This is a genomic window from Paraburkholderia fynbosensis, from assembly GCF_902859935.1.
Lineage (GTDB): Bacteria > Pseudomonadota > Gammaproteobacteria > Burkholderiales > Burkholderiaceae > Paraburkholderia > Paraburkholderia fynbosensis.
Map to the genome: position 1 here is coordinate 100680 of NZ_CADIKI010000023.1, position 26830 is coordinate 127509.

Here is a 26830-nt window from a genome sequence, read left to right on the forward strand (position 1 = left end):
GTCAGGCCTTCAGGGTGGCAGCGGCTTCGTGGATGGCTGCGCGAATGCGGACATAGGTCGCACAGCGGCAGAGATTGCCGTTCATTGCGGCGTCGATGTCGGCGTCGGTGGGCGTGGCGTTATGTTCGAGCAAGGCCGTCGCGGACATGATCTGTCCGGACTGACAGTAGCCGCACTGCGGGACCTGCAGCTTGACCCATGCGGCCTGAATGGCTTTGGCGGACCGGCTTTCGATGCCTTCGATGGTCGTGATGCGCTTGCCCGCGACGGCGGCGAGCGGCAGCACGCACGAACGGGTGGCTTCGCCTTCCAGATGAACCGTGCAGGCGCCGCATTGCGCCATGCCGCAGCCGAACTTCGTGCCGTGCAGGCCCGCGTTTTCGCGGATCGCCCAGAGGAGCGGCGTAGTAGGATCGGCATCGAGCGTAATGTTCTTGCCGTTGAGGACAAACGATGTGGACATGGAACCTCTCCGTGGGGAAAGCCCGAACTTGGCGCTGGGTGTACGCGGCAGTGTGAACGACCGGCTGCCGTTGCGCTTACACGATCCTGCAAAAATATTGAACAATCCTGCAAATCGAGCAGGCCGGCGGTGGCTACCCGGCTGCGGCTCGGTATGCTCGATTCCGTCAACGGGGTTCAATGCACATGAAACAGAAACCTTCCAGGCTCGATCCTTCGGCGTCGCACGAAACGGCACGCCGCGAACTCGCCGCGCTCATCAGCCGCTTCGCGCCGGTGGACGGCGCGCATCAGACGGCGATTCCGTCGCTGACCTTCTACCGGTACGCGGCACCCGCGGATCTCGGTTGCGGCGTGACGAGCCCCGCGTTCGTGTTCGCGGCGCAAGGCGCCAAGCGGGTCGTGGTCGCGGGGCAGGCATACGAATACGATCATCTGCATTGCCTCGTGACGTCCGTCGACTTGCCCGTGATGTCGCGGGTGACACGGGCGTCGCCCGACGCGCCTTATCTATGTGTGAAGTTCACGCTCGATCCGCAGCGCATCGTCGAACTGGCGACGCAGGTGCAACTGCCGGAACCGGATACCGCGTCGGCGGGCGAAGGCATCGCCGTAGGCTTGCTGTCGGCGCCGGTTTTCGATGCGGCGCTGCGGCTCGTGCGATTGCTCGATACTCCGGATGACATCCCTGTTCTCGCGCCGCTCATCGAGAAGGAATTGCTCTATCGGCTGATGACAGGCGAACAGGGGAAGCGACTGCGACAGATCGCCGTCAACGGGAGCCAGACGTACCGGATCGCGCGGGCGATCGAGTGGATCCAGAATCACTACACCGAACTGTTGCGGGTGGAGATGCTGGCGCAGCAGGTGAATATGAGCGTGTCGTCGCTCCATCATCATTTCAAGACCGTTACGACGCTGAGTCCGCTGCAGTATCAGAAGCAACTGCGGCTGCAGGAGGCCCGGAAATTGTTACTCGGACAGCTCGGGGATGTCGGGTCGGTGGCGATCAGGGTCGGGTATGACAGCCCGTCGCAGTTCAGCCGTGAATATAGCCGGCTGTTTGGGGCGCCTCCGCTTCGCGACGTGGTGCAGCTAAGGCGCCGGAACGTGGTGGGGTTTGAAGAGTAGGGCTGGCGATACCCAGAACCGGAATTTCATGGAGTCGAAGCGACCGCCTCACGGCCCGATCAGGAAGAGAGCCCCCTATCATGCGGGCAAAGATGGTTGCTCGCGATTCACTTTAGTAACTTGACGACGAGCGGACCAGGAAATACATAAGCTTTGCGTCACTTTTGGCGACGTCGTCGCTGCCGCTCGCTGCTCCGGCTTTTGTTAAACCGCTTCGAGTTGTCGTGCCATCGCTCGCGCCGGGGATAGCACGCCTTCGCCTATTCGCACCGACAGCGTTGCTCGACTCGAAGTTAGCGTTGCAGCGCTTCTTCCGGCAATGCGCGACGTTGCGCGCGATAACGCGTCATCTCCTCGTCCAGCCATGCGGCGAAGGCGACGAATGGCGCCCAGTCGCGCCGCTGCTCCGGGAACATCAGATAAGTCTTCTGCGCGTTAATGGCTGCATACCCGCCGATGCGCACCAACTGGCCCAACGCTAGCTCCTGCTCGATCAGCACGCGCGGCAATAGCGCGAGGCCCAGGCCCGCGACTGCTGCTCGAATCGCCATGATGAAGAAATCGAAGGAATGGTCACTGCCTTCGCGCGGCGTGTGTTCCGTGGCTTCATGCGCGGCGGCTTCGCTCCACGTCATCCACGCGGCGGGCAGATCGCGCGTGTGGATCCACGGCATCGCGACGATGTTCTGCGTGGCGAGTTCATCGGCCATCGATGGCGAGGCGACCATCCACACTTCGTCATCCGCCATCAGCACCTTGCTCGCGAGTCCCGGCAGCGGCGACTGCTCGAAGTGAATGGCGGCGTCGAAGTTGAGGTCATGGAAGTACGTGGGTTGATCGCGGCCCGTGAGCCGCACCTGGATATTCGGCTGCGCACGATGAAAACCCGGTAGCCGCGGCACCAGCCATTGCGCGCCGAAGGTGACGCCGACCGCGACGCGCAGAGTTGAGCGTTCGCGATCAGCTACGAGTTGCTGCGTGTCCTGACGAATCTGCTCGAGATTCACGCGGATGCGATGCGCGTAATCGGCGCCCGCATCGGTGAGCACCAGACGCTGGCTGACGCGCCGGAATAGTTCCACGCCGAGGCTGGCTTCGAGCTCGTTGACCTTCTTGCAGATGGCGCCGTGCGTCTGCTGCAGTTCAGCGGCGGCCTTCGAGAAGCTTTGATGACGCGCCGACGCCTCGAAGGCCTGTAACGCCGTTAGGCTGGGAATTCCTCGACGCAATGACACGGGCGGATCTCCATGGGAAGTCCACTCATTTTAGCGCCATACTTGCGGCGGGCTCGCGGCGACGTTCGGGGTCGAGCGCGATCGCGAGCGCGGCGCCGATGGCCATTGCCACGGCGATGCCGATGAATGCGAGCTGAAACGTGCCGGTCGTATCGCGCACCCAGCCGATGAAATACGGCATCACAAAGCCCGACGATACGCCGATGCTCGTGATGAGCGCGATGCCCGCCGCCGCTGCGCGATCGGTGAGGATGTTTCGCGGCAACTGCCAGAACGTGCTGATGCTGCAGAAGCACGCGGACGTACCGATCGCCAGCACCGCGATAGTCGCGAGCGGCGACGGGAGATAAAGTGCACTGGCGAGCGCGACTGCCGACAGCAACATCGGTCCGGCGACGTCGCGCGCATGAATGCGCTTGTGACTTACGATGCGTCCCCACACGATCACGCTGACTACCGCGACCGCGAACGGCGCGGACGTGATCAGGCCGATCTGTGTGAGCGAGTACTGGGCGCTGCCTTTGAAGGTCTTCACGACTTGCGGCAGGAAATATAGCAGCCCGATAATGCCCGAGTTGATGCCGAAATAAACCAGGCCCAAGCCCCAGACCTTGGGATTGGTGAGCGCGCGGCGCGCACTGCCAGGCTGCACGGCGGCGGACGCGGCCTGCTCTTCGCCCGCGAGCGCTGTGCGGATCGTCTGGCGCTCTTTCTCGCTCAGGCCGCGCCAAGCGTGCGGACCGTCCGGCAGATAGAACCAGGCAACCACGCCGAGTACGATGGCGGGAAGGCCTTCGAGCAGAATCATTGCGCGCCAGCCGGTGACTCCGAACACGTTCGCATGCTCCATGATCCACGTCGACACGGGCGCGCCGATCATGCCGGTTAGTGGAATCGACATCGTGAAGAGCGACATCATCCAGACGCGATTGCGCGCGGGCATCCACAGCGTCAGGTAATAGACCATGCCGGGATACAGCCCCGCCTCGAACACGCCCAGTGTGAAGCGCGCAACATACAGCCATTGCGCGTTCGGCACGAAGCTCGTGAGCGACGACAGCAGACCCCAGGTCACGAGTATGCGCGCCATCCAGCGCCGCGCGCCGAAGCGATGCATGCACAGGTTGCTCGGCACTTCGCACAGGATGTAGCCCAGAAAGAACAGGCTCGCGGACAGTCCGTATTGCGCGGCGCTCATGCCGAGCTCGGCGTTCATCGTCAATGCCGCGTAGCCGACATTGGCGCGATCGAGCTGGTTGGCGACGTACATCAGCACCATCAGCGGCGCGAGCCGCCACACGATGCGCTTCATCAGTTCGGGCGGCAACGCGCTCTGGGTATCGATGGTCTGCATGTGGGTTGTCCGGGCATGGGTGTTGTCGTAGCCTCATTTAGCACTAGTCGAATTTCCATGACTATCCACGAAAAGTATTTGTCCTGTGACGCTTCGGCATAACCTCGCCCGAAGCCATGCGCGACCGGCCTTCGTGGCTCATGGTGCCGAAATTTCACATGGCATTGCGCAAACCGCCATGGACGGCGGCACTTTTGGCGCACCAGAATGAGCATGTCCCGTTCCTTTCATCGAGAGTGCCGCATGTGCCTGGCCGACTCCAACGAGTACCAGATTCCCACTCCCATCGGCGGGGCGCTGCCCGTTCCGCGTGTCTATGAAGACCTCGAGACCGAGCGGCGGCATCGCAAGCTCAAACTCGCGGCGGCGTTCCGGCTGCTGGCGCGCTTCGGGCTGACGGAAGGTATCGCAGGCCACGTGACCATGCGCGATCCCGAGCATCACGACCGCTACTGGGTCAATCAATATGCGCAGCACTTCTCGACCATCCATCCCGACGATCTCATGTGCATCGACGACAAGGGCGCGGTGCACCACGGCAGTGGGCCGGTCAATGCGGCGGCGGTCGCGATTCATTGCGGGCTGCATCGCGTGAATCATGCGGCGGCGGCCGCCGTGCACACGCATACGACCTATGGACGTGCATTCGCCGCGCGCGAAAGGCTGCTTGCGCCGATCAATCAGGAAGCGTGTCTGTTCTTTGAAAACCACGTAGTGTTTCGCGGCGATATCGTTGTGCTCGCCACCGACGAGGGCGAGCGGATTGCGCAGACGATGGGCGACTGCAAGGCCGCGATCCTGTTGAATCATGGCTTGCTGACGGTGGGATCGAACGTGGATTCGGCCGTGTATCGCTTCATCGCGATGGAGCGATGTGCGCAGGTGCAGTTGCTGGCCGAGGCGGCCGGCCCGCTCGAGCCGCTGAGCGCGGAGGAGGCGCGCGCGACGCGCCGGCATCTGGCGTCCGACTACGTCGCCTGGCTCGGCTTTCAAGGTTTATACAAGCAGATGCTGCGTGAACATGCGGACCTTAGTGACTATGCGCGCACGCTCGATGCGTAGTCGCTCATCGATGCGACGCGCCGCCCGACTTATGTCCGCAGTGGCGCCAAGCTTCGATGCGGCCTGGGACCGTGTGTTGTCCCTGGGGCGAAGACCTATCGTTTTGAAATGTTAACCGCGACGAGCTTGGCGGGGTCGACGAGGCGGCCGTATTCATCGCCGTCGAGAAAGCCGAGCGCAATCGCTGCCGCGCGAGGTGTGATGCGCTCGCGCAACGCCGTCGCCGTAATCTGCGCAACGCGGTCGTAACCGAGTACCGGATTGAGCGCAGTTACAGCGAGCAGTGACCGGTCGAGGTTAGTCGCAAGCTGTTCACGATCCACCTCGATGCCGCGGACAAAGCGCCTTGCAAAAAGGGCGGAGGAATCGGCAAGAACACGCAACGACTGAAGCAGGTTGTAGACGAGTACTGGTTTAGCGACGTTCAGCTCGAAGTTCCCGGATGCATTGGCTATGGTGATCGTTTGGTGGTTGCCGATGACCTGGAAGCACGCCTGCACGAGAACTTCCGCAATCGTCGGGTTGCGTTTGCCCGGCATGATCGAAGACGTCAGTCCGTCATCGGGAATCAGCAATTCTCCGAGACCACAGCGAGGGCCGGAAGCGAGGAACCTCATGTCGTTCGCGATTTTCAGAAGCGACGTCGCGATTGTGTTCAATGCACCTGACAATTCCACCAGCGCGTCATGTGCCGCCATGCCTTCGAATTTATGTGCATTAGGGACAAACGATAAACCCGTAGTCTCCGTGAGCGTCGCACAGAAGAAACTGTCGAAGCCCGCGGGAGCGTTCAGTCCAGTGCCCGCAGCGGTGCCGCCTTGAGGCAGAATCAGGAGCCGGGGCAGCGCATCGTCGATGCGAGCGAGCGCATGCGCCAGTTGGCGCTCGAAGGTGCCGAACGTCTGCCCCATCGTCATCGGCACGGCGTCCATCAGATGGGTGCGGGCGACTTTCAATACGTCGGCGAAGGCATGGCTGCGCTCGGCAAGCGCAGACCGGAGTTCATCCAGCGCTGGGCGCAAACGCCCGTTGACCTCGATCGCGGCTGCCACGTGCATCACCGTCGGAAAGCTGTCGTTCGATGATTGCGAGCGGTTGACGTGATCGTTGGGATGCACCGGCGCCCTGGTCCCAAGCGGTTGTCCGAGTAACTCGTTTGCCCGGTTTGCGATGACCTCGTTTGCGTTCATATTGGTCTGCGTACCGGACCCCGTCTGCCAGATCGTCAAGGGAAAATGGTCGTTCCATTTCCCCTCGTGCAGTTCAATCGCGGCCTTCTCGATCGCCGGGGCAAGCTCCGGCGCGAGCGCTCCACACTGCACGTTTGCGCGTGCGGCCGCGTGCTTCTGCAAGCCGAATGCGCGTATCAGTACAGTCGGGAAGCGCTCTTCACCGACTTCGAACAGACCGAGGGCGCGCTGCGTCTGGGCTCCCCAGTATCGATCCGACGGAATCTCCACGGGACCGAATGCGTCATGTTCGATTCGCGATGGTGCGGTCATAGTTCGTAGCACAGTCTCATGATTAAGTTGAGCGGGGCACAGGCCCGCGCACTGCTGCGATGCGACATTCGATCACCGCGTGTGTCGCGCGCCTTTGAGCGAAACGCCGTGAGGATGCTTTGCATCGTCCATGTCTTCGGGCATCAGATTGCCGCCGGCAAGGCTTTCATCGGCCCGCGCAATTTCAGGGTAACGTTCAGGATGCAAATGTCGCTGCGCGATCGTCTCATCAAGGGTCCGCGACCACTTGGCGACGACTACCGTCGCCAGGCTGTTGCCGATCGTATTGCACGTGGCGATCGCCATCGACATGAAGCGGTACACGCCGAAGATCAACGCAAGGCCTTCGACGGGAAGGATGCCAGTCGACGTGACCGTCGCTGCGAATACGACGAATGAGCCCCCGGACACCGTGGCGGCGCCCTTCGACGTCAGCAGCATCAGCAGCAGAATGCCGATCTGATGATCCAGTGGGATGGGCACGCCGTACGCGTGAGCGATGAACATCACGCCCATCGACATGAAGATCGACGTACCGTCGAGATTGAACGCATAGCCGGTAGGCAACACGAGCCCGACCGTTTGCTTCGCGCAACCGAGCCGCTCGAGTTTAATTAGAAGACGCGGCAGGACGCTTTCGGATGAAGCCGTACCGAGCACAATGAAAATTTCGTCCTTGATATAGCGGAGAAAGCGCCACAGACTGAAACCCGAGAGTTTCGCGATCACGCCCATCACAACGACGATGAACAGCACGATCACTGCATAGAAGCTCAACACGAGCTGCGCGAGCGCGATCAGCACCGCCGTGCCGTTGCTTCCCACCGAGAAGGCGATCGCGCCGAGCGTGCCGAGCGGCGCGAGCTTCATCACGAGATTGATGAACGAGAAGAGCACTTCGGAGATAAGATCCAGCCCTTCGTTAACGCGCACGCGGCGGTGCGCCGGAATCGCGAGAATGCCGACGCCGACCATCACCGCGAGCACGACAACTTGCAATAGCTCGCCCTTCGCAAACGCGCCGATGAAGTTGTCCGGCACGATATGCATGACGAACCCGGTAAAACTCTGCGGTGCAGCTTTGGTCGCGATCGCGGGCACGGCGCCGGCGGTGACGGACGTCATCGCCTTGCCCGTCTGCAGCAGATTGCCGGCGAGCAGCCCGAACGCGAGCGCGATTGTCGAGACGACTTCGAAGTAGACGATCGAGCGCCAGCCCACACGTCCCGCGCTTTTCACGTCGCCCGCCGAAGCGATGCCATGCACGATCGTGAGAAACACGAGCGGCGCGACCCCTGCCTTGATGAGTGCGAGAAAGATATCGCCGAGCACCTTGAGTTGCGTGCCGAACTTCGGGAACAACAACCCGACCGCAATGCCGATCACGAGCGCCAGCAGCACCTGCATGCCGAGCTTGCGGTACCACGGCAGCCTCTTCGTCGTGGCGACGGTCGCGTCGCCGTGTGATACGTGTTCGTTATGCATCGCGTGTTCCTTCTTGATTCTATAGGTTCAGATGTCGCGCGACAGTGCGATGGCCTGGTCCACCATCTGGGGTGCAAGACCGAGATAGTTCGCGGGATCGGTCATGCGGTCGATTGCGGCGCGGTCGAAGTGCTTCGTGACTTCGGGCAGCGCAGCAAGCGCTTGCGCAAGCGTGCCGCCATGCTCGTTCACCGTGCGGCATGCGTCGTACACGATGTCATGCGCCTGCTGACGTCCGGTGTAGGGCGCCATGCCCATCATCACGGCTTCCGCGACGATCAAACCCTTGCTGATGCCGAGGTTGTGCTTCATGCGCGCTTCATCGACGATAAGGCCGCCTAGCGCGAACTTCGCTTGATGCAACGCGCCAGAGGTGAGAATGAAGCTTTCGGGAATTGCGATCCACTCAGCATGCCACGGGCCGGTGGCGCGCTCGAAGTCCTGAATCATCGCGTCGACCATCAGGCCCGCATGCTGGCGCACTGCCTTCGCCGCCGCCAGCATGAGTTCGCTGGAAATCGGATTGCGCTTCTGCGGCATGGTGCTGCTCGCGCCGCGTCCCTTCACGAACGGCTCGTAGACTTCCGCGAACTCAGTGGACGCCATGATCATGACGTCGAGCGCGATCTTGCCGAGCGAGCCCGTTATCAGCGCGAGCAGGTTCACGGCTTCGGCGAAACCGTCGCGCGCGACGTGCCATGTCGTTGCAGGCACGCCGAGTTTCAGTTCCTCGGCGAGCGCCTTCTGCACTTCGAAGCCCTTGTCGCCAAGCGATGCAAGGGTGCCCGCCGCGCCGCCGAATTCGACCACGGCCACGCGTTCGCGCATCTCCTTAAGCCGTACCTGATGACGATCGAACATCGCAAGCCAGATCGCAACCTTGTAGCCGAACGTCACCGGCAGCGCTTGCTGCAGGTGCGTGCGGCCGGCCATCGGCGTGTCGCGATGCTTCTTCGCCAGATCCGCGAGAATCGTGCGCAACTCCCGGATATCGTCATCGATCGAATCGAGTGCGTCGCGCACCTGCAGCGCGACCGCGGTGTCCATGATGTCCTGCGTCGTCGCACCCCAGTGAACGTAGCGGCCGGCGTCCCCACACATCTCGACCAGTTGATGCACTAGCGGCAGGATCGGATAGCCGACGATATCGGTCTCTTCGCGCATGTGATCGAAATCGATGCGTTCGATCGTCGACTCACGCGCGATCACTTCGGCTGCATCGCTGGGAATCACGCCTGTGCGCGCTTCTGCTTTAGCCAACGCAACCTCGACGTCGATGTAGCGTTGGATCAGCGCGTGATCGGAAAACACCGCGCGCATCCGGGCGGTGCCGAAAGCGTCGCGAAACAGAATGGAATCGACGACGGTGCTGGCCATCGGAACGGTGACATGTGTCATTGCGACCTTGAGAATTCGAACTGAGAGAGGGGCGGGACAGGGAAAAGCGGCAGCCTATAAGTCCGGACATATTTAGATTAATATGTTCGGACATATCGAGGCAAGTTATGATTTACCCGTAGCAGGCAAGAACGAAGACATTCCCAAAGACGACAAGATGAATCGACCCCATTACGCGGAAATCGCGCGCGAACTCACCGAAGCGATTGCTTCCGGGCAATATCCCGTCGGCACCGTCCTGCCGACCGAGCTGGAATTGCGGGATCACTACCGCACGAGCCGCCATACCGTGCGCGCAGCGTTGCATGAACTCCAGCAGTTGGGTCTGGTTTCACGTCGCAAGAACGCGGGAACTCGCGTCGAGTCGTCGCGCCCGAGGACTGAATTCCGGCCGACGCTTGCCTCCGTCGAAGACCTGGCCCAGTTTGGCTCGGAGCATCTGCGGCTCGTGCAATCGACAGAGATGGTCGTCGCGGACCGCGATCTGGCCAAGACGCTGCAATGTGCCGAAGGGGCGCGGTTCCTGCGCATTTCAAGCCTGCGCATCGATGGAGGAAAAGGCCGCGCGCCGGTCGGATGGACAGACGTGTACACCGCGCCCGAATATGCTGACGTGGCGGATGTTGCACGGGAGCAGCCCGACCAGTTGATCAGCTCCTTGATCGAGGAGCGGTACGGGCACAGCATTACGGAGATCCAGCAGGCGATTCAGGCGGTGTTGATTTCGGAGGAGATGGCAAAGCGGCTGCGCGTGGAACACGGAGCCGCGGCGCTCAGGATCGTCCGGCGCTATCTGAACTCGGCGGGCGATTGTTTCGAGACGTCAGTCAGCATCCATCCCGCCGAACGTTTCTCAATCGCGATGCGGCTTAAGCGCTCAAGTACCTGACGCATTTCATCATCCACTCGAATGTGCCGCCATTCGAACACTGCTCGATGCGGGAACCAACTACGACGGAAATCGACGACGTCCGGCGATGCACGTTGCGCCGCGTGGATCGCATGAGCAGTACTTGGCGGGCAGTTGTTAGCGCTCGGCTTATGCACAAAAACATCGATCGAAGGCTCGTCCACATCCGGTATCGGCCGTTCAACTCTGCGGATGCGGCCGGCGGGAGAGGGTCGATTCGAGCCTGGCGTCGTCGGGCTCAGTTCGGGCCAGGAAGTGACGTCGCCCTACCGGGTTCCGGACGTTGAGGCGTCGGTCGAGCACCAACAAGCGGGCATTCAACCGCCCCGTCCGCTGCCGTTAAGCTGACGCCGACTCAATCGCCGACGTGAATCGCGTCCCACTGATCCCTGCATGGCGAGCTCCGTCGGAACCCGCCCAATAGCGCGGCATCGCACATACGCGTCGTTTATTTGTATGGACGCTCCTTCCGTTGATCAAGACGGAAGGTACCCGTAATCATTGGCCTCCAACCCCGCCCGACCCCGCGGCGCAAAGACTGCATGGCGCACGCAGCGCCAGTAGATGGCCACGCGGCCTGACCGCCTCGCGCGGCCGCACCGAAGCCGTTTCCGGCGGCAGCTGCATGCCGGCGTGCCGCAGCGCCCATCCGCGAGCACTTGACAACGCAAATTTGTCCTGCGACGGTATACAAAATACTGAAAAGTGAACGCCCATGTCAGATCTCGCAGAGAACGTCGCCCGCGTCGGAACGGGACAGGCCGCTGAAGCCTGGCGCTATGCGTCGGCTGCGCGCGCAGCGGCCGCGCTGCGCCGCCGCGAAGTCAGTTCCCGGGAGCTCGTTGCCGCGTGCGAAGCGGCTTGGCGCGAGGCTAACCCGCGGGTCAACGCCCTCGTGCTAAGCGACTTCGAGCGCGCGCACGCCATCGCGAGGCAGCGCGACGAAGAACTCGCGACGGGCCGCCCGCGCGGTCCGTTGCACGGCGTGCCGTTCACGATCAAGGAGTCCTTCGACGTCGCCGGCTGGCCGACCACCGTGGGCGATCCCGCGTTCCGCGACAACATCGCCGCGCGCGATGCCGCCGTCGTGCAGCGTCTGAGCGATGCCGGCGCAGTGCTGCTCGGCAAGACCAACGTGCCGTTATGGCTGCGCGACTGGCAAAGCTACAACGACATCTACGGCACCACGCGCAATCCGCATGATCTCGCGCGCACGCCGGGCGGTTCGTCGGGCGGCAGCGCGGCGGCGGTGAGTACCGGCTTGGCGTTTTTCGATGTGGGCTCCGACATCGGCTCGTCGATCCGCAACCCCGCGCACTATTGCGGCATCTACTCGCATAAGAGCACGCACGGCCTCGTGTCGCTCGACGGACATGGCCTGCCGGGCGGCGTCGCGTGTCCCGACATCAACGTTGCCGGACCGCTTGCACGCAGCGCGAACGATCTCGCGCTCGTGCTCGAAGCGATCATGGGCCCGCCGCCCGATGCCGCGTGCGCGGTGCGTTTCGAGCTGCCGCGCTGCGATGCGAAGAATCTCGATCAGATCCGCTTCGGCGTATTGAGCAACCATCTGGTAGCGCCGGTGGATGCCGAAGTCGAGCGCTGCATCGTCGAGCTTGGCCGCGCGCTGGAGCGGCGCGGCGCGCAAGTGCTGTGGGATGCGCGTCCGCAACTAGACGCCGCGGAGTTGCTGCGCACGTACACGCTGCTGCTGCGCGCATCGACGTGCGGCTATCTCGGCGACGAAGCCTTCGCGAGTGCGCTCGCCGCCGCGGACGCCGCTAATCCCGCCGACACGACCTACGCGTCGCTGCAATACACGGGCGCGGCGATGCGTCATCGCGACTGGCTGAAATTGCAGCCGCTGCGCGAGAAATATGCGGCGGCGTGGCGCATGCTTTTCACGCGCGTCGATGTGTTGCTATGTCCGGTAGCGGCGACGGCAGCGTTCACGCTCAACGAAGAGGGCGCGCCGTGGCAGCGCACGCTCGACGTGAACGGCGAGCCGCAGCCGCTCACCACTCAGTTGTTCTGGGCCGGGCACTCGGGTCTGTGCGGTTTGCCGTCGACGGTCGCGCCAGCTGGACACACCGCGAGCGGCTTGCCGGTGGGCGTGCAGATCGTCGCGCCGCTGTATCACGACCTACGCTCGATTCAGGTGGCAAGCCTGCTCGAAGCCGAAGGCTACGCCGCATATGCACCGCCCGGTGCACTGTGAACAAACCCGTTAAGCGCTTTTCCCGCGCGCCCAACCCGACTCACTCGATCGCATACGGAGCCCACGCTCATGTCCTGGTTCACCTCACTGTCGAAAAACGAAAAGAAGGCGTTTGCCGGCGCGTTCGTCGGTCACGCGGTGGACGTCTACGACTTCATGATCTATTCGTTCCTCATTCCCGTTCTGATGCAGACCTGGCACATGAGCAAGGCGACGGCGGGCAGCATCGTCACGTGGACCTTGGTCGCGTCGCTGGTCGGCGCGATCGGCGCCGGTCTGCTCGCCGACCGATACGGCCGCGTGCGCATCCTGCGCTGGACCATCGCGCTGTTCGCGCTGTCGTGCTTCGCGTGCGGGTTCGCGAATTCGCCGACCCAGCTCGCGGTACTGCGCGCGGTGCAGGGGCTCGGGTTCGGCGGCGAGTCGTCGCTGTGCATGGTGCTGGTCACGGAGATGATCCGCAATCCCGCGCATCGCGGGAAATTCTCGGGCTTCACGGCGAGCAGCTATTCGTTCGGCTGGGCCGGCGCCGCGCTCGCGTATAGCGTGCTGTTCAACTGGTTGCCGCCGGAGTGGGCGTGGCGCGTGTGTCTGTTCGTCGGCATTCTGCCCGCGCTGCTGGTGGTGTGGCTGCGGCGCAATCTGCGCGAGCCGGAATCGTTCCACCGCACGCTCGCTGCGCGCCGCAACACCAGCGCGGGCGAGGCGTTGCGCGCGGTGTTCAGCGGCCGGCTCGCCGCGCGCACGTTGTGGTGCAGCCTGTTGTCGGGCGGCATGCTCGGCTCCTACTACGCGATCGCGACGTGGATGCCGATGTGGCTCAAGTCGGAGCGCGGCCTTTCAGTGACGGGCACCGGCGTGTGGCTCGCTGTGACGATCGGCGGCTCGCTGGCCGGTTACGCACTGGGCGCATGGGCCACGGACCGCTTCGGACGACGCCTTACGTACATCCTGTTTGCGGCGGGCGCGTTCGTGATGAGCATCGCGTACATGCTGATCGACGCGCCGACGCCGGTCATGCTGCTGCTCGGCTTTCTGCTCGGCGTGCTGATGCAGGGGACGTTTTCCGGCGTGGCCGCGACCATCGCCGAGACCTATCCGAACGCCATCCGCGCGACCGGCTATGGCGTCGCGTACAACGTGGGACGCGTGATCGGCTCGGTGTTCCCGTTCGCGGCGGGCTGGCTCGCGAACGGCCATTTCACGCTGACGCTCGCGATTCCGCTCGTGGCTGGCGTCGGCTATTGCTTCGTGGTGCTCGCCGCGCTGATGTTGCCGGAGACCAATGGCATCGCGCTCGACGCCGTCGAAGCTGATGCAGCCGCGACCGACGCGCCCGCGCATTCCGCCCCTGCGGGTCAAGCAATCACCTCGACGGGCACTTCGCATTGATCCAACATCAACGAAGCACGGCAATAAACCTCGAAATTTTTATTGTCCATTTGTTTTCGTCATTACAGTATACAGAATACAAAAACGAACGGTGCGGCAGGAGAGGGTCACGAGAGCACCGTCCCCGGAGCGGCAGGTCTTTCAATGAAAAAATCAAGGAACCCCTGGATGAACAAGACTTTCTGGAGCGCGGCAGGCCTTGCATGCCTTTCGGTCACGGCGCACGCGCAAAGCAGCGTCACGCTGTACGGCCTGATCGACGCAGCGGTGATCTACACGAGCAATCAGGACGGTGGCCGCTCGTATGCGATGGCGAGCGGCTCGACGCGCGGCAGCCGGGTCGGCTTTCTGGGCTCGGAAGATTTCGGCGGCGGCTCGCGCGCGATTTTCCGGCTTGAAAACGGCTTCGACGTGACGGACGGCTCGCTCGGTCAGGGCGGCCTGATGTTCGGCCGCCAAGCCTACGTGGGCCTCGAAAACGACCGCTGGGGCCGCATCACGCTCGGCCGCCAGTACGAGTCGATGGTCGATTACGTCGCGCAACTCACCGCGGCGGACTGGTCGGTCTACCTGGAGCACCCCGGCGACATGGACTTGACCAACCGCGGCGTGCGCGTGAACAACGCGGTGCGCTATGCCAACAGCTTCGGCGGCTTCACCGGCAGCGCGATGTACAGCTTCGGCGGCCAGGCGGGCAGCTTCGGCAGCCGGAGCATGTGGAGTCTGGGCGGCAGCTACGAGAACGGACCGCTCTATGCCGGCTTCGGCATGACGTACGCGCGCCAGCCGGGCGAACTATCGCCGGGTACGTTCTGGAAGGACACCAATTCGGCGGTAGGCGAATATGCGCTCGCCGCGCATTCGTTCCTCACGGTGGGCGGCGGCGCGTCGTACAAGATCGGCAAGGCCAAGATCAGCGCGGACGTCACGCATGTCGAGTACAAGCAGGGCTTCGAAGAGCAAGACGTCAATTTCATGAACTATGAAATCAACGGCATGTTTTACTTCACGCCGGCACTGTCGGCGGGTCTGGGCGTCACGTACACGGAAGGTTCCGTCGACGCGAACGACGCCGACCCGCGCTACATCCAGTACAACGCGGTGTTGAATTACTCGCTGTCCAAGCGCACGCAGCTTTACGCGTTCGCGACGCTGCAACGTGCGCTCGGCGATGCGCAGGTTGCGCAGGTCTCGCAGTTCATCTCGGCGTCGAGCAGCAATACGCAGTCGGCGGCGGGCATCGGTTTGCGTCAGTCGTTCTAGCCGCACACCAGGATCTTTGCGGAGTTGGCTTTTCCGTTATTAATGTATACAGTGTACTGAATTGATCTCCGTCACGGTTGACGGGCAATTCACCCCAAGAAGGAGTCGGACATGGCAGAACTGATGGACCGCGAAACTTTCCGCGCGGCACTTGAAGAAGCGATCAAGGGAAAGAGCGCGAACAAGGCGCCGTTCAGCATCGCGTGGGCGAGCGGCAAGCTGACGCGCGCGCATCTCGCGCGCTGGGCCGAGAACCACTACCACTACGTCGGGCCGTTCGCCGACTACCTCGGCTATTTGTACGCGCGCACGCCGGATCACATGACCGAGGCGAAAGACTTCCTGCTCGCGAACATGTACGAAGAGGAAATCGGCGGCGACCGTCACACGGACCTGCTGATCCGCTTCGCCGAAGCGTGCGGCACGACGCGTGAACGCGTGGTCGATCCCGACAACATGTCGCCGACCACGCGCGGTCTGCAAGGCTGGTGCTATTCGGTGGCGATGCGCGAAGACCCGGTGGTGGCGGTCGCGGCGCTGGTGGTCGGGCTGGAGTCGCAGGTGCCGTCCATTTACCGCAAGCAGACGCCGACGCTGCGCGATCTCTATAAGTTCACGGATGAGGAAGTCGAGTTCTTCGACCTGCACATCGTGTCCGACGAGATCCACGGCGAGCGCGGCTATCAGATCGTGCTCGAACACGCGAACACGCCGGAGCTGCAACAGCGTTGCCTGAAGATCTGCGAAGTGGGCGCGCAGATGCGTCTGCTGTACACCACGGCGCTCTATTACGACTACGTCGAAAAAGAGATCCCGCTGCCCGAACTGGGCCTCGCGGCTTAAAGCAAGCCGCGCCTTTCCAGGGCCGATCCAGGGCCGATGCACGGCCGGCGCGCGTTTTTTTGATTCCGCCGCGCGTCGGCCCGTCACGGGCAAACCAGATCACTTTTGCAGGGCCGTTGCAGACATGACAAACGTACCGACGTTTCAGAACTACATCGACGGCGAATGGTGTGCGAGCCTCACCGGCGCCACCTTCGACAACCTTAACCCGGCCGATACGCGCGACGTGGTCGGCCGCTTTCAGGCTTCGTCGCAAGACGATGCGCACGCGGCTGTGCGCGCCGCAGCGGTAGCGTTCCCTGCGTGGAAGCGCCAGACGCCAGGCGCGCGCGCGAAGATCCTGCTCGACGCCGCCGCGTATCTGGAGCAGAACGCCGCGCGTTTCGGCGAAGAACTGACGCGCGAAGAGGGCAAGCAGAAAGCGCTCGCGAAGGACGAGTTCATGCGCGCGGCGCAGACGCTGCGCTACTACGCGATCGAAGCGCAGTCGTATGGCGGCGAAACATTCCCGAGCGACGACGCGGCGTCGTTGGTCTATACCGTGCGCGAGCCGCTCGGTGTGGTGACCGTGATTTCGCCGTGGAACTTCCCGGTGTCGATCCCCGCGCGCAAGATCGCGCCCGCGCTGATCTGTGGCAACACGGTGGTGTTCAAGCCCGCATCGGATGCGCCGTTGAGCGGCTTGCGTCTTGCCGAAGCGTTCGTCGAAGCGGGCATTCCGAAGGGCGTGCTCAATTTCGTCACGGGCAGCGCGAGCGCGGTCGGGCCCGTGCTGGTCGGCGCGCGTGAAGTGCGGGCCGTTTCGTTCACCGGTTCCACCTCGGCGGGCGAACAGATTCACCGCGCCGCGTCGCTCTCGACGCGCACGCAGATGGAGTTGGGCGGCAAGAACCCGCTGATCGTGCTCGATGCGGGCGACATCGATCTCGCCGTCGATCTCACGATCAAAGGCGGCTTCTCGCTAGCAGGCCAGGCATGCACCGGCACGAGCCGCGTGCTGGTGGCACGTGAGATTCGCGCGGCGTTCGTCGAGCGGCTGGCTGCAAAGACCGCCGCGTTGAAGGTCGGCAGCGGCATGCAGCCGGACATCGACATCGGCCCGCTTGCGACTGCGGGGCAATTGCGCACGGTGCTCGACTACATCGAAACCGGCAAGCGTGAAGCGACGCTCGTGTGCGGGGGCGAGCAACTGAGCGACGGCGATTTCGCGCACGGCTATTTCGTCACGCCGACGATCTTCACCGACGTGCCGCGCGATGCGCGCATCGCACGCGAAGAAATCTTCGGGCCGGTGATCGCGGTGATCGACGTCGACGATTACGACGACGCCATCGCGGTTGCGAACGACAGCGAATACGGCCTCGCCGCCGCGCTCGTCACACGCGACGCGAAGCTGATGCACCGCTTCGCCAACGACATCGAAGCGGGCACCGTAAAGATCAACCGCACGACGACGGGCAATCTCGTCAACGCGCCGTTCGGCGGACTCAAGCGTTCCAGCACGGCCACCTTCCGCGAATCGGGCCGCGACGGGCTCGAATTTTATCTGCAGACCAAGACCGTTTATCGCGGCATCTAACCGGCAAATTTTTTTGACCATGAAATCATTCTTCAAACTCGAACTGGCCGAAGCGCGCCTGATGGTCGCGGCGGCGCTCGCGCGTTCGCAGGCGATCGGCGTGTGCGAATCCATCTGCGTGTGCGACGAAGGTGGCTTTCCGCTCGCGCTCGAACGCATGGACGGCGGCCGCGTGACGGGTCCGCAGATCGCGTGGAACAAGGCCTTCACCGCGGCGGGCCACAAGCGCTCGACGCATCTGTTCACGACGCCGCCCAACGGTCCCGCGCTGCCGGGCAACGAAGCGTTCGGCATTCAATGGAGCTTCGAGGGACGCTTTGCGGCGTTCGTCGGCGGCTTTCCGATCGTGGTCGATCAGCAAGTTGTTGGCGGCATCGGATTGTCGGGCGGCAACGGCGAGCAGGACACCCAGGCGGGTCTCGCGGGTCTCGCCGCACTGCGCGACGCGTTGCGCGAGAGCGGGCACGAAGTGCTCGTGCAAGCCGACATCAAGCTGTGATTGCGAGGGCCATCGTGAGCTATCGGATTACCTGGATCGAGGCGCAGCGCAGTTTCGACGCGACGAGCGACGAAACCGTGCTCGAAGCCGCGCAGCGCGCGGGCGTGACGCTGCCGTCCGAATGCGCGTTCGGCGGTTGCGGCACGTGTCGCGTGAAGCTGGTGGCGGGCAGCGTGAATTACGTCGAGCCGCCGCTCGCGCTGTCGCCGGAAGAAGCCGCCGAGGGCTATGCGCTGATGTGCCAGGCGCATGCGCTCGCGGACCTCGAGATCAGCACTGAACGCGTGCTTGCCGCGCCGGTGCCGCCGCAGCGGCATCGGACGACGGTGCGCAAGGTGGAGGCGCTGAGCGGCGACGTCACGCGTCTCGTGCTCGCGCTCGATCACGCGTCGCCGCTCACGTTCAGGCCCGGTCAGTATCTGAACGTGCTGCTCGGCGAAGCGGGGGCACGTAGCTTCTCGATGGCCTCGCGTCCGGATGATGGGCATATCGAATTGCACATCCGGCGTATCGACGGCGGCTACTTCACGCAGGACCTGCTGTCGGCGATGCGTGCCGGCGACACGCTTGACATCGATGCGCCGCTCGGCGGCTTCGGCTATCACGAGGAGGATTACCGGCCGATCGTGATGGTCGCGACGGGCACCGGCATCGCGCCGTTGCGCAGCATGCTCGCGACGCTGCTCGACAGCGGAGAGTCGCCGCCGATTGACCTCTACTGGGGCGCGCGCACGCAGCACGATCTGTATCTGCACGACGAACTCGCGCACTTGGCCGCAACGCACGAAGACTTCCGCTACGTGCCGGTGCTTTCACGCGCGCACGGCGACTGGTCCGGCGCACGCGGCTACGTGCAGCACGTGGTGCTCGCGGATCACCCCGATCTGTCCGGGCACGCGCTGTATCTGTGCGGATCGCCCGCAATGATCGCGGATGCGCGCAGCGCGTTCGTCGCTCATGGCGCGAGCGTGCGCTACCTGTATGCGGACAGCTTCACGTTCCAGCACCCGCAATGCGTTGACGCAACGGACTGAAACCGCAAAAAGGGCGCGCGAGCAAGGGTTGGATGCGGACTGCGCCCGATTCCGTTGCATCACCGACAAAAACTCGCACGTCTTTTTTTGCCGCGAGTCGCAGCAAATAGTATTGACACAACACAACGCTCTATCGTCCCCGACCTCCTATCGAGCTGAGGCTTCCCATGCACTCAATCGCTGTTCTAACGCCAGCACACTTCTGTTATCTGGCTGGCGTTGTCGCGATCATCGCGACGATGATCTTCCGTGCAAATGTGGTCGTGCCCGCGATTCTCGCCACTTTCGCGGTGGCATTCGCGTGGTCCGGCAAGCTGCTGGTCGGCTTCCAGGCCATCTTCATGGGCAGCCTGACGGCCGCGCATGAGCTGTTCAATATCTTCCTCGTGATCGCGCTGATGACGGCGCTGCTCAACGGCCTGCGCGAACTCGGCGCGGACGTGCGCATGGTGCGGCCGTTCAAACGCATCATGTTCAACGGGCACGCGGCGTTTTTCATTCTCGCGCTGATTACGTATCTGATCTCGCTGTTTTTCTGGCCGACGCCTGCGGTGCCGCTCGTCGGTGCGATCCTGATTCCGGCTGCTGTCTATGCGGGCTTGCCGCCGCTCGGCGCCGCGGCCGCAATTGCAATCGCGGGGCAGGGGATGGCGCTGTCGTCGGACTATGTAATCAAGGTCGCGCCGGGCATCAGCGCGCGGGCCGCCGGCGCGGACATGCTTACGGTCGCGAATACCGCGTTCGGGTTGTCGTTGATCGTCGGCTTCGTTGCGCTCGGGATGACGTGGTTCTCCGTCGTGCGTGGTCGTGTGAAGGCGCCGTCGGCGGCGAATCTCAGCGTGTGGGAAACGCAGGGCCTGGTCACCGCCGACGGCGAACCGGAGCATCAAGGCAGCTTCGCGAAGGTGGAACTGGCGCGCGGCACGAGCGGCAATCTCGCGGCTGAACATGAAGGCGCTTCTTCGTCGCACATGGAAGGCGAGGGCGCGCTCGCGGCGATGTCGATTGCGCCGATGCCGCAAGGCGGCGCGGCATTGCAGATGACGCAGATGTCGCCGATCGCCGCCGACGTGCTGCTCGATCGCCGCGAACTGTGGTCGAAGGTATTCGCGCTCGCCACGCCGCTCGCGTTCCTCGCGGTGGTGGTCGTGATGATGCGGCCGGACATGATCGGCTCGGGCGCTATTCGCGGCGGCGACGCGGCCGCGCTGATCGGCGGGATGGCGGCCGTGCTGATGATGCTCGCGACGCTTTCGCACGGACGCAAAGGCTTTCTGGACCGCACGGCCGAGCATATCATCGACGGCTTCGTGTTCGCGTTCAAGGCGATGGGCGCGGTGCTGCCGATCGCGGGCTTCTTCTTCGTCGGCGATGCGAGCACGGCAGGACCGATCCTCGGCGCGGCGGCGGGCGCACATGTGCCGTCGTTCCTGTTCGAACTCGTGCAGGCGTGCAGCCAGGTTATTCCGCAGAACCCGCTGTTCGTGTCGTTCGGCGTTCTGCTGATGGGGATGATTACCGGCATCGACGGTTCGGGCTTCGCGGGTTTGCCGCTGACGGGTTCGCTCTCCGGTGCGCTTGCGCCGATGGTCCACCTGCCCGCTGCAACGCTCGCCGCGATCGGCCAGATGGGCGCAGTGTGGACGGGCGGCGGCACGCTGGTCGCGTGGTCGTCGCTGATCGCGGTCACGGGCTTCGCGCGCGTGCCGGTGCTCGACGCGGTGCGGGCGCTGTTTCTGCCCGTCGTGTGCGGTCTCGTGATCGCCACGCTCGCGGCCGTGATGTTCGCTTGAGGAAGGCTGCCAATGTCATTCCTCGGGTTTTCGCAGGACTTCGCGGCGGGCTTCGCGCACTACGCGCCCGCCGTGTTGCAGATCGTTTTCATCAACCTTCTTCTTGGCGGCGACAACGCGATTGCGATCGCGCTCGCGTGCCGCTCGCTGCCGCCGCAGCAACGGCGCGCGGGTGTCTGGATCGGCACGAGCCTCGGCATCGTGCTGCGCTTCGCGATGGTCTACGCGATCGGCTATCTGCTCGCTGTTCCATACATGCATGTGGTCGCGGGTCTGTTGCTCGCCTGGATCGGCATGCAGTTGCTGCGCGACGATGGCGCGTCCCATGCCGAATCCGACGAAGCGCCTGCTGCGAAGGCGCTCTGGCGCGTTGTCGCGCTGATCCTGTTCGCCGACTTCGCGATGAGCCTCGATAACGGGCTTGCGACAGCAGCGGTGGCTGAGACGTTGCCGGCCGAATCGCGTGTCGCAGTCGTGCTGGCGGGGCTTGCGGTGGGCGCGCCGGCTATCGCGTTGGGCAGTGCCGTGATGCTTCGCGTGATCGAACGGTTTCCGCTGGTGATCTGGCTGGGTTCGGCGCTGCTTGGATGGATCGCCGCCGATATGCTGCTCGCCGATCCGCATGTGGCTCAAGTGTTGCGCGACGTCGCGGACGCGATTGGCGACGGTGCGGGCAACGAGTGGCTTGTCCGCGTGCTGGTGTGCGTTGCGATGGCCGCGCTCGTGCTGTTCGTGCCGTTCATGCAGCGGGTCGGATTGAGGGGGTGGCGAGCGGGGTGATGTTGCAGGAGACGCTGAAGATGCAACGAAGCTGATCAACATGGCACATGGCCCGGCTCACAAGCCGAGCCATTTCACGCAGGCCTTAGCAGTTGCGCTCGACAAACCGCCGATACGCCAGCGCCGCGAGCGCAACATCCTGCAACCCGATCCCCACCGCCTTGTACACGATGATCTCGTCGTCACGCTGACGGGCGAGCGCATCGTCTTCGAGCACCTCACCCAACTCAACCACCTTCGACCAGTCCACTACGCCGGGCGCGGCCAGCACGAGATCGCCCGCTTCGTCGCGCGACTGATCGCGCAATTCCACGACGATGCGGCTCGCGCGGGACAAGGCAGTGTCGCTCACCTCGCGCGCGTGCGGCAGGCTGGAGCCGATCGCCGCGACAAGCGCGCCCGGCATCACTGCGTTGCCGTCGAAGAGCGGTGTGGTCGCGCGCGTTGCCGTGACGACCACGTCGGCGCCGTCGAGGGCCCGCGCGGTGTCCATTGCGCTCGCCGTCACGCCGCGCGCGCGGTGTGCTTCGTTGAGCGCGTGCGCAAGCTCGGCGTCGCCTTCCACGCCGACGATCCGAAGCGTCTTCAACTCCGTGAACATCGCCAGCGCGTGCGCATGCGCGCGGCCTTGCACGCCCGTGCCGAAGATCGCGGCGGTGTGCGCGCCGCTGCGCGCGAGACGCCGCACCACGAGCACGGTGGTTGCGGCGGTGCGCAGCCGGGTGATCGCGTTCGCGTCGAGCGTGGCGAGGCATTGGCCGTCGGATGCGCGGAACAGGATGATCGCGAAATTGAACTGGCCGCGAATCGTCGTGTAGACCTTTGCGCCGGCGACATCGGCGTCGGGCAGCACCGCGCCGAGTGTGGAGAGCTTGGTCCCGCCCGCTTCGGTTCGCACACGCCGCTGGACGGCGGCGGCCCCGCGCGCGTGTTGGCGAAATGCGCTTTCCAGTGCGGGGATTGCGTGTTCGAAGTCGATCAGTTCGTCTATTTGCGCGTCGGTCAAGTGAATCATGGGTTGGTGTCCTTGGTTGAGTGGTCGTGGAGTCGTATACGGTATACTTAAACCGACGTGGCGGCCAGCGGGGAGATTCGCTAGTGCCATGAACCACAGCGTCTTGGCCCGCCGTCTTTTCCGCGACGGCTAATGTGTTTTGATAACGGTATACAATGTTCCAAAACGCGGTACACTGATTCCATCGCTTTCGCACTCAAGCGAAGGGTCCGTAATTCTGGTCGCAGGAGGATGCATGCCAGTCGTCGTGTTCCGCAGGAACGCAGAGGTGTATGAGGCAGAGGTGAAGGAAAACACCAATCTCGTCGTTCGCGCGGGCATCAAGCAGTTTCCGTTTCCGCATTTGCGCTACGAGTGCGGGATGGGCAAATGCGCGCGCTGCGCGTGCCGCGTGCTGGCGGGCGGCGAGTATTTGCCGCCGCCTAACTGGAAGGAGAAAAAGCAACTGGGCGCACGGCTCGACGAGGGCTACCGGCTCGCGTGCCAGTTGTGGATCGAGCACGACATCGAACTCGAGCAGGACGACCTGCCCGTCGAGCCGTGAACGCCAACATGAATGCGGAGCGCGCAGGCGGGCGTCCGCAACGGGGACATCGCATGTACATCGTACTCACGAGCCGGCCGGGCCAATACCGCAGCGAGCCGACGCCGGGCATCACGCCTGTCGAAACGCACGACTACTTTTACGGCGCGCGGCATGTCGCCGAATTCGTCGTCGCCCAACTTGAGGGCGACTCGCGCGTGCGCATCGTCGAAGAAACGGGGCCGCAGACGGTCAACCTCGTGCCGACGAAATTCTTCGAGAAGTTCGCGACGCTGCGTGACGCTCTGCAATCAATCGAAGACCTGACCGGCCACGGCCACGAAGAGGCGCGTGTGAGCCGGCGCAATAACTGAGACTGAGGATTCTGGAATCGCAATGGTGCAGATCACTTTCCTGAGCAATGGCGGCAAGACCGTCGAAGCGCCCGTCAATAGCAACCTGTTGCGCGTGTCGCTGCGCGAGCAGGGCGGCATTCCGTTCAAATGCGGCGGCGGCCTGTGTGGGACCTGCAAGTGCAAGGTCGAAGCAGGCCGCGAACATACCGACGACGTCAAGCAGAAGGAGCGTCGTCACCTGAGCGCCGAGGAACTGGCGAGCGGCTACCGGATGGCTTGCCAGACTTTCGTCAATGGCAATGTGAGCGTGTCATGGTGAGCCGCGAGGACGACTCCGCGTTCGCGCCGTTCGGCCCGCTCGCTCCGGAGCAGCGTGAGCACATGCTCGCGCTGGGGCCGCGCTGGAATGACGACATCATCGCGAACCGCAAGGCGGTGATCGACTGCTACACGCCGCTCGTGATGGCCGCGCCGATGGACAAAACGCGCGTCGAACGTGAGCTTGCGTATGGCGTGCATCCGCGTCAGGTGCTCGACGTGTTCGAGCCGCTCGACACACCTGCCGATACCCCGCGCGAAGCCGTGCTGTTCGTGCATGGCGGGGCATTCGTGCGCGGCAGCAAAAGCGTGAACGGCGCGATCTACGACAACGTGTGTCACTGGTTTGCGCGTCAGGGCTTCGTCGCGGTGAACGTCGAATACCGTCTCGCGGACGAAGCGCCGTGGCCGGGCGGCGCGCAGGACGTCGCCAGCGCGCTCGGCTGGCTGCGCGAACATGCTGCGCGCTGGCGCATCGACCCCGCGCGCATCTTCGTGATCGGGCATTCGGCGGGCGGCGCGCACGCGGCGAGCTGCCTGTTCGATCCGACGCTTGCGGACGCTGTAAGACCGCGCGATGTGGCCGGTCTCGTGCTGATCAGCGCGCGTCTCTTTGCCGACGTCGATCCACGTAATCCGAACGCGGGCCCGGTGCGCGCCTATTTCGGCGCGGACGAATCGCGCTACGCCGAGCGCTCGCCGCTCACACACGCGGCTCGCTGCGATGTACCGGTGATGATCGCGGTGGCCGAATACGAAAACCGCTTTCTCGACGACTACGGCGCCGCGTTCTTTATCGAACTGCTGCGCCATCGCGGCGTGCCGCCGCGTTTCGTGCAGATGCGCGGCCACAATCACACTTCGATCGTCGCGCATTTCAATTCCGGCGAGGAGTATCTGGGACGCGAAATTCTCGCGTTCATCGCGTCGGCGCCGCGTTGACCGCGCACGTTGTATGACGGCGCGCAGCACATTCGCGTTTCGTATCATGTCTACAGTCTACGAAAACCCTGGCGCTGCTAGAATTGCGCCAACAGTTGGAGCAACGGTCAGACGTGGAGAGTCAACATGGTGCGGGGAGCCATCAGCGCAAACGGGCGTGAGCCGATCATGCACAAGCAGCTTTCGGAGCTGGTGATCGCCCGCTTGCGCGAGTCGATCACAACGGGTGAGTACGCGCCCGGCGACAGGCTGGTCGAAGGGCGGATCGCGGAGGAGCTGGAAGTGTCGCGCGTGCCGGTGCGCGAAGCGCTGCGCGCGCTCGCGGCGGAGGGGCTCGTCGAGGTGCGCCCGCGGCATGGCGCGGTGGTCGCGTCGCTCGATCCTTCGGCGGCGCGCGAGATGGTGCAGATTCGCGCGACCCTCGAAGGACTCAACGCGCGCCTCGCCGCCGAGCATTGCACGCCGGAACTCGTCGCGCAGATCGAGGCGGTGCTGCAGGAGGGCAACGCGAAGGTGGCGGCCGGCGAGGCCGCGGGCCTGCTCGAACTGAACGCGCGCTTTCACGACCTGCTGTACGCGGCCGGCGCCAATTCGATGCTGTCGGACCTGATGCGCTCGCTGCGCGACCGTACGCGCATACTGTTCGTGAACGCGAACGACGAAGAGGTGCGCGTCACCTGGCACGAACACGCGGCGATCCTGCGCGCGGTGCAATCTGGCGATGCGGCGCTCGCGGCCTTGCTCGCCGAGCGCCATGTGACGCGCGCGGCGCAGCATTATCTCGAGCGTTTTGCGCGCTGACGGATTGCAGAATCCCGTGTATCCAATGGCATCATTTCTGTTGCTCGACCCGTCTGGCCGCGGCGTGTTGCTGCGCGCATCTGACATCGCAACTGCCGATCTGTCAAAGACAGAGATAGCGTTCCTGAGCACATGCCAGACGGGACCGGTGAAGTCGACGCTGGCAACGAGGTGATGGGGTTCACACGAGGACTGTTTGCTGCAGGAGCGAAGCGGCCTAGCTACTTGGGCAGGATACGTTCTGATATCGCGTAGCTAGTGCACTGAGAACCGTCGCCACCGCCCGGCGTCTGCGCGCCGTCTATCGCTAGGGGCTGCTTGTCGGCGTGCCCGCTCAGTTATCGTTTCGAGAGATCTTCGGTGACACGTTCTGGCCCTGCCGCCTTTCGACTTCGGACCGTAATTGATCAAGGCAGGGGGCGGCCCGCCGGTCGCACCGGCCAATGACTTGTTCCAGACTGACAGTATCGAATGACCCTTACCACCCAGAAGCCAGCCCTTCTGGCTTCGACGGCCCCACCGGCAGCAATGGGTCGCCTGCGGTAGTGCGCCGAGACGCCGTGTCGTCCGCCCTGGTCGTTTGCTAACTTCCGGGGTGGGCCAGGAATGGTAGTCGGCCCGCGCATTTGCAGGGTCGCGCGAACGACGGATCCGCTTAAAGCCGCGGCTCACCGATCTCCGGACGCGTTCCACGGACTTCGCCTTCTGCCTAGTACGATTCGGCCACCCTGCCGGGAACGTCGGCCGAAACGCTGGGCGCGCAGCGGATGCGCTAGACCTTTCAGTTGGAAAGCTCTATAAAAAGAAAGTGCGTAGTCACCCGGACATTCACCCGCCGATTCGCTCGTCACGGTCCGATCAACTACCAGTCAAATATGTATTCATCGTCGCCGGGAAGCGGTCTGCCGGAGGACGCCACACGCCTGTTCATTTGA

The 26830-nt window shown here is 63.6% G+C and carries 24 protein-coding genes; 17 read left to right on the top strand and 7 right to left on the bottom strand.

Features of this window, described 5'->3' with window-relative positions:
* Position 1: 1 nt before the first annotated feature.
* Complete coding sequence (locus tag HV770_RS30540; protein WP_175165255.1) at positions 2-463, bottom strand: (2Fe-2S)-binding protein; 462 nt, start codon at positions 461-463, stop codon at positions 2-4.
* Positions 464-642: 179 nt separating this feature from the next.
* Here HV770_RS30540 and HV770_RS30545 point away from each other — a divergent pair, with 179 nt between their 5' ends.
* Complete coding sequence (locus HV770_RS30545) at positions 643-1593, top strand: AraC family transcriptional regulator (protein WP_425497498.1); 951 nt, start codon at positions 643-645, stop codon at positions 1591-1593.
* 293 nt (positions 1594-1886) lie between these two features.
* Here the strand turns inward: HV770_RS30545 and HV770_RS30550 are convergent, their stop codons facing one another.
* Positions 1887-2828, bottom strand: coding sequence for a LysR substrate-binding domain-containing protein (locus HV770_RS30550; protein WP_175165257.1), 942 nt, complete (start codon positions 2826-2828; stop codon positions 1887-1889).
* 25 nt (positions 2829-2853) lie between these two features.
* Complete coding sequence (locus HV770_RS30555; RefSeq protein WP_175165258.1) at positions 2854-4182, bottom strand: MFS transporter; 1329 nt, start codon at positions 4180-4182, stop codon at positions 2854-2856.
* Between the two features lie 243 nt (positions 4183-4425).
* Here HV770_RS30555 and HV770_RS30560 point away from each other — a divergent pair, with 243 nt between their 5' ends.
* Positions 4426-5244: a class II aldolase/adducin family protein gene (locus HV770_RS30560; RefSeq protein WP_175165259.1), complete on the top strand. Its 819-nt coding sequence runs from the start codon at positions 4426-4428 to the stop codon at positions 5242-5244.
* A gap of 95 nt (positions 5245-5339) precedes the next feature.
* On the opposite strand, the gene HV770_RS30565 is transcribed toward HV770_RS30560, so the two are convergent.
* The 3 genes from HV770_RS30565 to pcaB all read right to left on the bottom strand — a co-directional run bounded on the left by HV770_RS30565 (position 5340) and on the right by pcaB (position 9629).
* Positions 5340-6746, bottom strand: coding sequence for a class II fumarate hydratase (locus HV770_RS30565; RefSeq protein ID WP_175165260.1), 1407 nt, complete (start codon positions 6744-6746; stop codon positions 5340-5342).
* A 72-nt stretch (positions 6747-6818) separates the two neighbouring features.
* The gene (locus HV770_RS30570) at positions 6819-8231 is read right to left on the bottom strand and encodes a cation:dicarboxylate symporter family transporter (RefSeq protein WP_175165261.1); all 1413 of its coding nucleotides are present in this window, start codon (positions 8229-8231) and stop codon (positions 6819-6821) included.
* A gap of 27 nt (positions 8232-8258) precedes the next feature.
* Positions 8259-9629 carry a 3-carboxy-cis,cis-muconate cycloisomerase gene (gene pcaB, locus HV770_RS30575; RefSeq protein WP_175165262.1) on the bottom strand — a complete coding sequence of 457 codons (1371 nt, stop codon included), beginning with the start codon at positions 9627-9629 and terminating at the stop codon, positions 8259-8261.
* A gap of 157 nt (positions 9630-9786) precedes the next feature.
* Between pcaB and HV770_RS30580 the strand changes: the two genes are divergently transcribed.
* From HV770_RS30580 to HV770_RS30625, 10 genes are all read left to right on the top strand, one after another.
* Complete coding sequence (locus HV770_RS30580; RefSeq protein WP_175165303.1) at positions 9787-10518, top strand: GntR family transcriptional regulator; 732 nt, start codon at positions 9787-9789, stop codon at positions 10516-10518.
* Positions 10519-11254: 736 nt separating this feature from the next.
* Positions 11255-12757 (top strand): amidase, encoded by a 1503-nt coding sequence (locus HV770_RS30585; RefSeq protein WP_175165263.1) that lies wholly within the window; start codon positions 11255-11257, stop codon positions 12755-12757.
* Positions 12758-12826: 69 nt separating this feature from the next.
* A complete protein-coding gene (locus HV770_RS30590; protein ID WP_175165264.1) occupies positions 12827-14149 on the top strand; it encodes an MFS transporter in 1323 nt (440 codons plus the stop codon).
* Between the two features lie 168 nt (positions 14150-14317).
* On the top strand, positions 14318-15412 hold the full coding sequence (locus HV770_RS30595; RefSeq protein ID WP_175165265.1) for a porin: 1095 nt from the start codon (positions 14318-14320) through the stop codon (positions 15410-15412).
* 111 nt (positions 15413-15523) lie between these two features.
* Complete coding sequence (locus tag HV770_RS30600) at positions 15524-16255, top strand: iron-containing redox enzyme family protein (RefSeq protein WP_116124107.1); 732 nt, start codon at positions 15524-15526, stop codon at positions 16253-16255.
* Between the two features lie 124 nt (positions 16256-16379).
* A complete protein-coding gene (locus tag HV770_RS30605) occupies positions 16380-17834 on the top strand; it encodes an aldehyde dehydrogenase family protein (protein WP_175165266.1) in 1455 nt (484 codons plus the stop codon).
* A 19-nt stretch (positions 17835-17853) separates the two neighbouring features.
* Entirely contained in the window at positions 17854-18333 is a 480-nt protein-coding gene (locus HV770_RS30610) for a GlcG/HbpS family heme-binding protein (RefSeq protein ID WP_175165267.1), read from the top strand.
* A gap of 14 nt (positions 18334-18347) precedes the next feature.
* Positions 18348-19367, top strand: a complete 1020-nt coding sequence (locus HV770_RS30615; RefSeq protein ID WP_175165268.1) for a 2Fe-2S iron-sulfur cluster-binding protein — start codon at positions 18348-18350, stop codon at positions 19365-19367.
* A gap of 167 nt (positions 19368-19534) precedes the next feature.
* A complete protein-coding gene (locus tag HV770_RS30620) occupies positions 19535-21160 on the top strand; it encodes a hypothetical protein (protein ID WP_175165269.1) in 1626 nt (541 codons plus the stop codon).
* A 12-nt stretch (positions 21161-21172) separates the two neighbouring features.
* Positions 21173-21940 (top strand): YjbE family putative metal transport protein, encoded by a 768-nt coding sequence (locus tag HV770_RS30625; RefSeq protein WP_175165270.1) that lies wholly within the window; start codon positions 21173-21175, stop codon positions 21938-21940.
* Positions 21941-22025: 85 nt separating this feature from the next.
* Here the strand turns inward: HV770_RS30625 and HV770_RS30630 are convergent, their stop codons facing one another.
* Positions 22026-22955: an ornithine cyclodeaminase family protein gene (locus HV770_RS30630; protein ID WP_175165271.1), complete on the bottom strand. Its 930-nt coding sequence runs from the start codon at positions 22953-22955 to the stop codon at positions 22026-22028.
* 235 nt (positions 22956-23190) lie between these two features.
* Between HV770_RS30630 and HV770_RS30635 the strand changes: the two genes are divergently transcribed.
* From HV770_RS30635 to HV770_RS30655, 5 genes are all read left to right on the top strand, one after another.
* The gene (locus HV770_RS30635; protein ID WP_175165272.1) at positions 23191-23499 is read left to right on the top strand and encodes a 2Fe-2S iron-sulfur cluster-binding protein; all 309 of its coding nucleotides are present in this window, start codon (positions 23191-23193) and stop codon (positions 23497-23499) included.
* A gap of 53 nt (positions 23500-23552) precedes the next feature.
* A complete protein-coding gene (locus tag HV770_RS30640; RefSeq protein ID WP_116124173.1) occupies positions 23553-23852 on the top strand; it encodes a hypothetical protein in 300 nt (99 codons plus the stop codon).
* A 22-nt stretch (positions 23853-23874) separates the two neighbouring features.
* Positions 23875-24153 carry a 2Fe-2S iron-sulfur cluster-binding protein gene (locus tag HV770_RS30645; RefSeq protein ID WP_175165273.1) on the top strand — a complete coding sequence of 93 codons (279 nt, stop codon included), beginning with the start codon at positions 23875-23877 and terminating at the stop codon, positions 24151-24153.
* Positions 24147-25094: an alpha/beta hydrolase gene (locus tag HV770_RS30650; protein ID WP_175165274.1), complete on the top strand. Its 948-nt coding sequence runs from the start codon at positions 24147-24149 to the stop codon at positions 25092-25094. Before HV770_RS30645 ends, HV770_RS30650 begins: the two co-directional genes overlap by 7 nt.
* A 126-nt stretch (positions 25095-25220) precedes the next feature.
* A complete protein-coding gene (locus HV770_RS30655) occupies positions 25221-25895 on the top strand; it encodes a GntR family transcriptional regulator (RefSeq protein ID WP_175165275.1) in 675 nt (224 codons plus the stop codon).
* Positions 25896-26830: the final 935 nt, after the last annotated feature.

What these genes read in the sequence shown, in the direction of transcription:
- HV770_RS30540 (WP_175165255.1), bottom strand. Translation starts at nt 463, where the DNA reads ATGTCCACATCGTTTGTCCTCAACGGCAAGAACATTACGCTCGATGCC.
- HV770_RS30545 (WP_425497498.1), top strand. Translation starts at nt 643, where the DNA reads ATGCACATGAAACAGAAACCTTCCAGGCTCGATCCTTCGGCGTCGCAC.
- HV770_RS30555 (WP_175165258.1), bottom strand. Translation starts at nt 4,182, where the DNA reads ATGCAGACCATCGATACCCAGAGCGCGTTGCCGCCCGAACTGATGAAG.
- HV770_RS30560 (WP_175165259.1), top strand. Translation starts at nt 4,426, where the DNA reads ATGTGCCTGGCCGACTCCAACGAGTACCAGATTCCCACTCCCATCGGC.
- HV770_RS30565 (WP_175165260.1), bottom strand. Translation starts at nt 6,746, where the DNA reads ATGACCGCACCATCGCGAATCGAACATGACGCATTCGGTCCCGTGGAG.
- HV770_RS30570 (WP_175165261.1), bottom strand. Translation starts at nt 8,231, where the DNA reads ATGCATAACGAACACGTATCACACGGCGACGCGACCGTCGCCACGACG.
- pcaB (WP_175165262.1), bottom strand. Translation starts at nt 9,629, where the DNA reads ATGACACATGTCACCGTTCCGATGGCCAGCACCGTCGTCGATTCCATT.
- HV770_RS30580 (WP_175165303.1), top strand. Translation starts at nt 9,787, where the DNA reads ATGAATCGACCCCATTACGCGGAAATCGCGCGCGAACTCACCGAAGCG.
- HV770_RS30585 (WP_175165263.1), top strand. Translation starts at nt 11,255, where the DNA reads ATGTCAGATCTCGCAGAGAACGTCGCCCGCGTCGGAACGGGACAGGCC.
- HV770_RS30590 (WP_175165264.1), top strand. Translation starts at nt 12,827, where the DNA reads ATGTCCTGGTTCACCTCACTGTCGAAAAACGAAAAGAAGGCGTTTGCC.
- HV770_RS30595 (WP_175165265.1), top strand. Translation starts at nt 14,318, where the DNA reads ATGAACAAGACTTTCTGGAGCGCGGCAGGCCTTGCATGCCTTTCGGTC.
- HV770_RS30600 (WP_116124107.1), top strand. Translation starts at nt 15,524, where the DNA reads ATGGCAGAACTGATGGACCGCGAAACTTTCCGCGCGGCACTTGAAGAA.
- HV770_RS30605 (WP_175165266.1), top strand. Translation starts at nt 16,380, where the DNA reads ATGACAAACGTACCGACGTTTCAGAACTACATCGACGGCGAATGGTGT.
- HV770_RS30610 (WP_175165267.1), top strand. Translation starts at nt 17,854, where the DNA reads ATGAAATCATTCTTCAAACTCGAACTGGCCGAAGCGCGCCTGATGGTC.
- HV770_RS30620 (WP_175165269.1), top strand. Translation starts at nt 19,535, where the DNA reads ATGCACTCAATCGCTGTTCTAACGCCAGCACACTTCTGTTATCTGGCT.
- HV770_RS30625 (WP_175165270.1), top strand. Translation starts at nt 21,173, where the DNA reads ATGTCATTCCTCGGGTTTTCGCAGGACTTCGCGGCGGGCTTCGCGCAC.
- HV770_RS30630 (WP_175165271.1), bottom strand. Translation starts at nt 22,955, where the DNA reads ATGATTCACTTGACCGACGCGCAAATAGACGAACTGATCGACTTCGAA.
- HV770_RS30635 (WP_175165272.1), top strand. Translation starts at nt 23,191, where the DNA reads ATGCCAGTCGTCGTGTTCCGCAGGAACGCAGAGGTGTATGAGGCAGAG.
- HV770_RS30640 (WP_116124173.1), top strand. Translation starts at nt 23,553, where the DNA reads ATGTACATCGTACTCACGAGCCGGCCGGGCCAATACCGCAGCGAGCCG.
- HV770_RS30645 (WP_175165273.1), top strand. Translation starts at nt 23,875, where the DNA reads ATGGTGCAGATCACTTTCCTGAGCAATGGCGGCAAGACCGTCGAAGCG.
- HV770_RS30650 (WP_175165274.1), top strand. Translation starts at nt 24,147, where the DNA reads ATGGTGAGCCGCGAGGACGACTCCGCGTTCGCGCCGTTCGGCCCGCTC.
- HV770_RS30655 (WP_175165275.1), top strand. Translation starts at nt 25,221, where the DNA reads ATGGTGCGGGGAGCCATCAGCGCAAACGGGCGTGAGCCGATCATGCAC.